The sequence below is a fragment of the Flavobacterium sp. W21_SRS_FM6 genome, assembly GCF_052119645.1.
Taxonomy (GTDB): Bacteria; Pseudomonadota; Gammaproteobacteria; order Enterobacterales; family Alteromonadaceae; genus Paraglaciecola.
This window is the reverse complement of the sequence record NZ_JBGQOM010000024.1, coordinates 1-4,771: the sequence shown is the minus strand read 5'-3', so window position 1 is coordinate 4,771 and position 4,771 is coordinate 1. Positions and strand designations below refer to the sequence as shown.

Annotated in this window: 8 protein-coding genes; all 8 read left to right on the top strand. The window is 38.2% G+C overall.

Annotation, left to right across the window (positions count from 1 at the left end; translation table 11 throughout):
* The first annotated feature begins 143 nt into the window (after window positions 1-143).
* The 8 genes from ACEN2L_RS20640 (at window position 144) to ACEN2L_RS20605 (ending at window position 4,545) form a co-directional block, all read left to right on the top strand.
* Window positions 144-542 carry a hypothetical protein gene (locus ACEN2L_RS20640; RefSeq protein WP_441745960.1) on the top strand — a complete coding sequence of 133 codons (399 nt, stop codon included), beginning with the start codon at window positions 144-146 and terminating at the stop codon, window positions 540-542.
* Between the two features lie 114 nt (window positions 543-656).
* Complete coding sequence (locus ACEN2L_RS20635) at window positions 657-923, top strand: hypothetical protein (RefSeq protein WP_441745959.1); 267 nt, start codon at window positions 657-659, stop codon at window positions 921-923.
* A 566-nt stretch (window positions 924-1,489) separates the two neighbouring features.
* Complete coding sequence (locus tag ACEN2L_RS20630) at window positions 1,490-1,828, top strand: hypothetical protein (RefSeq protein WP_441745958.1); 339 nt, start codon at window positions 1,490-1,492, stop codon at window positions 1,826-1,828.
* A gap of 89 nt (window positions 1,829-1,917) precedes the next feature.
* Entirely contained in the window at window positions 1,918-2,280 is a 363-nt protein-coding gene (locus tag ACEN2L_RS20625) for a hypothetical protein (protein WP_441745957.1), read from the top strand.
* A 127-nt stretch (window positions 2,281-2,407) separates the two neighbouring features.
* A complete protein-coding gene (locus ACEN2L_RS20620; RefSeq protein WP_441745956.1) occupies window positions 2,408-2,698 on the top strand; it encodes a hypothetical protein in 291 nt (96 codons plus the stop codon).
* A 123-nt stretch (window positions 2,699-2,821) separates the two neighbouring features.
* On the top strand, window positions 2,822-3,238 hold the full coding sequence (locus ACEN2L_RS20615; RefSeq protein WP_441745955.1) for a hypothetical protein: 417 nt from the start codon (window positions 2,822-2,824) through the stop codon (window positions 3,236-3,238).
* Window positions 3,239-3,654: 416 nt separating this feature from the next.
* Complete coding sequence (locus ACEN2L_RS20610) at window positions 3,655-3,966, top strand: hypothetical protein (RefSeq protein ID WP_441745954.1); 312 nt, start codon at window positions 3,655-3,657, stop codon at window positions 3,964-3,966.
* Window positions 3,967-4,104: 138 nt separating this feature from the next.
* Complete coding sequence (locus ACEN2L_RS20605) at window positions 4,105-4,545, top strand: hypothetical protein (RefSeq protein WP_441745953.1); 441 nt, start codon at window positions 4,105-4,107, stop codon at window positions 4,543-4,545.
* Window positions 4,546-4,771: the final 226 nt, after the last annotated feature.

Sequence of the window (4,771 nt, the reverse complement as noted above, 5' to 3'; positions counted from 1 at the left end):
TGGATGTTGTTCAATATTTAGATATTGGCGAGCAAAATGTAAACCAAGAATGGTTGAAAATTGCAAATGGCAACTAACAAACCAATTATTCCGACCTCAACTCGCTGCGCTCGTTTCGTCGGTATATTGGGGCGTTAGGTTTCATGAAAGTATTTAGCACCAATTTAAGAAAGGCTATTGCAGCTACCGCCATTTCTCCTTTGGCTGTTATACCTGCAATTTTGAGTTTCACTTTTGTGTCATGGTTATTCGGTTCGGATTTCACTGTTTCAAATTTTAACGAACTTCCTGTGCTATTTATGATTATTTTATTTTTAGCATATCCTTTGACTGCGGCTATTGGCTTACCTTGTACTTTTGTCCTATTGCGGTTTAATTTGGTTAAACTAACTGTAATATTGGCAATCGCAGTTGTAGCGGCGTTAATTATAAGTTTAATGTTTAACCTTACGCTTGGGGGCTGGTTTTTTTATACGTATTTAACTTGCTCAATAGCTTTTTTATATTGGTTTGTATTTACTAGTGTGTGCAATGAAACCTAACAAAACAATAAACAACATTCGCTTCGCTCATTGGGAAAAAGCCTCGCTGGCACGTCGTGCCAAAGCACTCGGTTTTTCCCGTTATTGTAAGCGTTATGTTTACTAGGGAATTGAGTGCCAATTTACGTTAAGACTGAACAATCAAATGAGAAACTTGCTCACTTTGCAAAAGAGCATTGGGATCTTCCTGTTCAAATTAAGGAACTCGAAAATTGGTTGTTTGAAAATCCGCTAAATTTAACTCCGTCAAAATACATTGCTGAGGTGGGCTTTAGTATTAGGGAAAACGCTTGTGGCGGTGGGGCTATTCTGTCACCAAAAGCTATGACAATAATGGGCAAGCTAGGTATTAAACTGTACTTATCTGAGTATGGTGAGTAACGTAAACATAACAAAAATATCAACTGGAAAATCACTCGCTGGGCTACGCCCAAATCGCTTCGTGTTTTCCAGTTATATTAAGCGTTAGGCGCTATATTGAAGAAATTAATCTCAAATACATATTTAGCAAGCCTAGTTGTTTTGTATGGCGCTTTAGCAATATTGTATTTTCGCTCAACTTTGATTTATTCAGATAATGTTAGCGGTAATAGGTTTCAGTTTGCACTTTTAGCTTTAGTCTATTTCAGTACCATGGTTTTAGGTTTGTCGTTTTTTACGCGTTTATTTTGTTACATTAGCGGTTTTAATTTTTTGATTGGGTTAGCGATAGTAATCTATCTATCTGTTGGTATGTTTCCTCAGCTACCAATCTTTTTTGTATTTAGTATAGGGTTAGGGTTGGCCGGTATTTTTGTTTCGGCTAGGGCGTTACATTTTTTTAAACGCGCCTAACAAAAAAATTATGTCGCCCGCAAGCGGGCTGGGACACAAACAGGCAGGCGGCTTCGCCATTATAGCCTGCCTGTTTGTGCCCCATATTTAAGCGTTAGTTGCCAAGGACGATTATGAGAACACTTCAACTTTTAGGTTTTATGCTTTCGATTGCCGGGTTTATTTTAGGCTACCTGATGCTAGCCCCTATTGATGCTGAAACATCCGAAGCTTCAGCAGGTGGAGCAGGCATAGGCATTATGTTTATGGTGTTACCTATGCTTGGTTGGTCTGCGGTAATGTTAGTACCTTCTTCAATAGCATTGTTTAACCATGAATTAAGAGGACGCACTTATTTCAGAGGAAATTTTTGGCTAAACCTTTGGAAAGTGAATCTGGTTATTTCTTTTGGATATATTGCCGTTGTTCTATATTTTGCTTACATATGGTTTAAGGTCAGCATTGGCAACTAACAAGCGCCTTAAACAACGCGGCCTGCGGCCGCTGGACTCGCAACAAGTTGCTCGCCGTTTAGGCGTGCGTTATAAGCACAAGGAGATGTATGCGTAATTGGGAAAATTTGAGTTTAATTCAAAAGGTGGTTATTGGATTATTGATAACTATCGCGGCTGCATTTGCACCAGAGCTGATGATGTTAGTAGATTTTGGTGGTATTGAACTAGCCTTTAGCTTTTTACTTGTATATTGCAAACCACTAATTGTTTGGCTACAACCAAAAGTAAATTGGGTCTCGTCGAAAATTAACATTGCGAAAGTTGCCTTTTTAAATAGTGCGTTGTTTCAACCTAAAATATTTACAACCCATGCTGTGTTCTGTTCTGTGGCAATGGTATTAACTGGCTCTTTCGTGTTGTCTATTGCTCTTTTCCTGCCTGCACTTATGGCGAATGGTATATTGGTGTAGGTGTGCTTATAACAAGTTGCCTAAGTTCGCCGCAAAAAGCGCGGCTGGGACAAATACTCACTTGGCTTCGCCCAACAACGTTCGCATTTGCCCCTTGGCAAAGCGTTATATGAACTTTGAGGTATGAGTGTACTTACCAGTCAGTGTTTATAAAAATACATTGCGTCTAATAGGTGTTTTATTTATATGTGCAGGGGTGCTCTTGGGTTACTCAGCTTTTGAAGCATTATTTGACCCTAGTGTAGCCATTAATCTAAATGGTGTAGAAAGGAATGATGCTGAAGCCAAAATGTTCAGTTTGATTTTACCTTTAGTCTTAATATTCGCTGGGTCAGCACTTTGTATTTCAAAAGGTGAAAATTTAACGAATCTACATAAAATCAGAGAAACCTTTTGGTCTATTTTTCACGGTAAATAGTTCATATAACAAGTGCCTAAACCAAAGGACGCAAAACAGCAGGCTTGCGCTCCTTCGTCGCTGATTTTAGCCTGCTATTTTGCGCCGGTTAGGCAAGCGTTAGGCAACACAAGGATATTGTATATGGAAGGAAACAAAGTCTACTCACCAACCCAAGCAGCCTTAGGAGCCCTTCTAGGAGGCCCGATAGCTTCAGCTTATTTCATCAAACAAAATTTTTTCGCCTTAAAGGACGATGAATCAATTAAGAAAACGAACCTCTTTGGTTCCTTGGCAATTGCGTTCGTCCTCGCAATTCTGCCTTTTTTACCAGAAAATTTTCCAAATATGGTCATTCCTATTATTACAATAGTTTCTACGAGACTCTTAATTGAAACATTTCAATTTAAAAAGGAAGATATCTCCAATAGTGAGGATTTAGATTTCCAGTCTAATTGGAAAGTATTTTTCGTCGGCCTTATAAGTCTGATTATTTTTATGGTCATTGCAGTCAGTTTGATTTTGACATTAGATGCTCTGGGTATTGCAAGTGTTGCCTAACAAACCAATTAATCCGACCTCAACTCGCTGCGCTCTTTTCGTCGGTTTATTGGGGCGTTATAGCGCTTTGACCTTACAATTTATTGGTTAATATCGGTAGTAAGTTTTAGGCTCAAAAGTTTGTGGTTAGCTAGGGCATTTTTCGGTAATCGTCCTTTCAATTTTTAGCCAAACAATCTTTTAAACTTCCAATAGTTTCATCAGTATCAGTTCAACCTAACATGCATTTTTTCGTTGTAGTTTTGCTCAAGGTTGTTTTACAGTGTGGGTAATAATTTTAATCATGTTGTTGTGCAAACAGGGCAGGCGGCAAGCCGCGATAGTTCATTAGGTTGGCGCAATAACAATCAAAGGCATCGGACGCAAAAAGCCGCGCCGTTGCTTTGAGCGTTATATGTACTTTGAGTTTGGGTGAAATGAAAAAGTATTTTCATTATTTTATAACTTTAGAGCTAAAAGCGTTGTTGCTATCGTTAATGAAAACAGGCGGATTTTTTTTCGTAGTAATGTTCACTCTTAATTTTTTGGATAAGTTTTTATTCGGAGAAAATTTTGATACTTCAGTTAAGTCATCTTTAGCTATTTGGTTGCCTTTGCTAAAAGGGGCTATGTTGATATCTCTTGTACCGATGGTATCTCGTGCTTATTCAAAGTGGCTTTACTTGGAAAAGCATGAGTTAACAAATTCAAATTTCAATGCCGTCCATGAAAGTTGGAAAAAGCAATAGAGTAATTGGTAGGTACATATAACAAGTTTATCAAACATCATTACGGCCAAAAAACGGCCTCCACTGGACGCGCAAAAAACGCGCGCCGTTTATAAAAAGCGTTATGCGGTAGTCGAAATTAGCTAACATGGATGTAATATGCCAATAAGTACTATAAGAGAAGATATACATCAAAGGTTTTCGGGGTTGGAAAACCTTGTATCAGAAACCTTTCCTGAAGATAGCAGAGGCCCTGAAGCTTTTAAATATGCTCTTGAGTTATATATTCGCACCATCCCCGAAACAGGATCTGTAGATGGTTGGGATTTTCTGCATATTATCCAAGAAACTGAGAATTTAATACACGTCATAGGTCTTATGTATATCCTTCCTGAAAGTAAACTTCCTATGGATGCTCATTTCACATTAAAGGGTAACGAAGTAAACTTTGAAATTAGGCTAGGTAAAGAAAATGATGTCTGGTCTAAAATGTCAGATGATAAAAAATGGAACTTGGTTTATTCGTGGACTGAGTCTAAGCATTTAAATAACTGGGATTGGGAAAAACCAATTATTGGCATAATGCAATCAAGCTTGTAAAAGTTGAAATACCGCATAACAAGAATTTAAAGCGGGACTGCTCACAGTTTGCTCGGTTTCGCTTCGCTACACATTTTAGCAAACTATTTTCAGCCCCTTAAATGGGCGTTGAGGCTGTAGAAAAAGGTCGGAGCCAAAAAAACATCGTTTTCTACGTTAAATTTATTTTCTGTTTGATGGTTTGACCTATCCAGATTTCACGTAGCAACGCGTTTTAAAAGGTTAT